Origin of the sequence: Streptomyces sp. CC53, from assembly GCF_001865245.1 — a bacterium.
GTDB lineage: Bacteria > Actinomycetota > Actinomycetes > Streptomycetales > Streptomycetaceae > Streptomyces.
Genome location: NZ_MKXB01000170.1, coordinates 141,617 through 143,593 on the forward strand (window position 1 = coordinate 141,617; position 1,977 = coordinate 143,593).

The following is a 1,977-nucleotide window of genomic DNA, read 5'->3' on the forward strand; positions in this document are numbered from 1 at the left end:
TGTCTTCGAGGACGAGGCCGGGCAGGACCTGAAACCCGGCAAAGGCCGGACCTGGTCACGGCGCGGGCGGACGCCGCTGGTCAGAGTGACGGGCAAGGGCTCGGGCCGGGTCCTGATGGCCGGGACGATCCGCGTCAGGCCGGGTCGTGAGACCCGTCTGATCTACCGGACGCAGACATACCGGGGCCGGACCGGCGAGAAGAAGGGTTTCCGGGCCCGCGCGTTCGCGGACCTGCTGACCTCTGCCCGTCGGCAGCTCGGCGATGCCCCGCTGATCGCAGTCGGGGACAACGCCAACACCCACCACGCCAAGGTGTTGCGGGAGTTCTGCGACCGCAACAGCGACTGGCTGACCATCGTCAAGCTCCCGCCCTACGCACCCGACCTCAACCCCGTCGAAGGCGTGTGGGCCCACCTGAAGAAGTCCCTGGCCAACCTCGCACCCCGCACGATCCACGACCCCACCCCGCTCGTGAAGAACCGACTACGCGACATTCAACGCCGCCCCGAAGTCCTCAACGGCTTCATCGCCGGGAACGGACTGGCACTGGAGCCCCCGTAGCCCCGTCACCCCACCCTTTCAACCTCAGCGGCAACGCTGACGCCGGTGGTCTAAACCGTCTGGGGAACTCCAGGAATTCCGAATGCGTGTCAAGCGGCTTTGTCGTGCGGGGTGAGGCTGATGGTGAGGTCGGCGCCGAGAGCCTGAGCCAGGCGGCGCAGGAGGGGAAGTGTGGGCACGGTCCCGCCGCCTTCGAAGCGGGAGATCTGCGGCTGCTTCATCCCGCACCGCTCGGCCAGCTCGGCCTGGGACAGCCCGAGCTCGATGCGCCGGTCGTGGACGAGTTGCCCGAGCTCACGGGCGAGCACGGAAGGCGGGTCCTGCATGGTTCCTCCCCGCCTCAGGCCGCTGGGGCGACGATGGTGACGGTGGGCTCGTCTCCGCCGGCGAGGTGCACGTCCACCGTGAGGTCCAACGCGCGGGCCAGGCGCATGATGACCGCGATGGGCGGCAGCTCGGTGGCCGTCTCGATGCCTTCAATGTCATCGACGCCGATGTGCATGCGCTCGGCGAGGTCGGCCTCACTCAGGCCCAGCTGCTTACGCCGGTCGTAGACGGCCTTGCCCAACGTCATGGCGAGACCGGCCTCTTCGTAGACCCGGTCGTACTCGGGGTCAGCGTCCAGGTGTTCGCCCAGCAGCTGGCGGTGGCGACGGGTCCTCCATTCGCTGTGGTTCACCGGTTCTCCTTGAGGTTGCGGCTGTAGAGGTCGTGCTCGGCGGCGGCTTCATGCTCTGCCTCGCACAAGCGCTGTGCGGCGTGGGCGCGGTCCACTTCGGCCTGCTCGCGCATCTTGGTCTTGCGGAACACGGTGAGCAGCACGACACGTCGGCCGGGTGCCAGCCAGTAGGTGATCCGCTGATGGGCATCGCCGAGGCGAAAGCGCAGCTCGCGGAGCTTGCCGCCCAGATGGCGGGAGTGCGGTTCGTCTAGCGTGGTGGGCTGCTCGGCCAGCAGGTCGGCGACGCGTTCGACCTGCTTGTAGTGCTGGGCGGGAACGTTCTCCAGCCACAGTCGCACCTCTGGCTCGATCTCGATCGAGTACAGCCCGCTATCCATAGCGCCGATGATATACGGCACGGGGTACGAGAGCGCGAGTTCGTAGTTCAGGTCGTGTGCCGTCGCCGCGACCGCAGCCACTCCAGCGTCGCACACCCCCGCACTCCCCCCTTTGTCCTGATGCCACGGCGCCGCCCGCAAACCAGCGGCAACCTGTCGAGGCGGCGCAGGGTCGGCTCTTTCGGCAGGATTGGGCCCGAGTGGGCGAGGCAGCGTACGGCCGGGCTGCTGCGTCGCTCAATCCGGCGACGCGGGGGCCGGGGCGGGAGGGGTCGGCCCCCGACGGGTGGCCGGGAGCCGTCAGCGTTGCCGCTGAGGTTGAAAGGGTGGGGTGACGGGGCTACGGGGGCTCCAGT

Annotated in this window: 3 protein-coding genes and 1 pseudogene; 1 reads left to right on the forward strand and 3 read right to left on the reverse strand. The window is 68.6% G+C overall.

Annotated features, from left to right (window positions below):
* The coding region (locus BJP40_RS34975; protein WP_256220791.1) for a transposase at positions 1 to 562 on the forward strand (562 nt) is incomplete at its 5' end.
* 89 nt (positions 563 to 651) lie between these two features.
* Here BJP40_RS34975 and BJP40_RS21375 read toward each other — a convergent pair.
* From BJP40_RS21375 to BJP40_RS21385, 3 genes and pseudogenes are all read right to left on the reverse strand, one after another.
* Positions 652 to 867, reverse strand: a pseudogene (locus BJP40_RS21375) (helix-turn-helix domain-containing protein); the annotation flags it as partial.
* A 35-nt stretch (positions 868 to 902) separates the two neighbouring features.
* A complete protein-coding gene (locus BJP40_RS21380; protein ID WP_071273649.1) occupies positions 903 to 1,241 on the reverse strand; it encodes a helix-turn-helix domain-containing protein in 339 nt (112 codons plus the stop codon).
* The gene (locus BJP40_RS21385; RefSeq protein WP_071273651.1) at positions 1,238 to 1,621 is read right to left on the reverse strand and encodes a type II toxin-antitoxin system RelE/ParE family toxin; all 384 of its coding nucleotides are present in this window, start codon (positions 1,619 to 1,621) and stop codon (positions 1,238 to 1,240) included. Before BJP40_RS21385 ends, BJP40_RS21380 begins: the two co-directional genes overlap by 4 nt.
* Positions 1,622 to 1,977 lie beyond the last annotated feature (356 nt).

Coding starts and splice junctions, on each gene's coding strand:
- BJP40_RS21385 (WP_071273651.1), bottom strand. CDS start 1,621: ATGGATAGCGGGCTGTACTCGATCGAGATCGAGCCAGAGGTGCGACTG.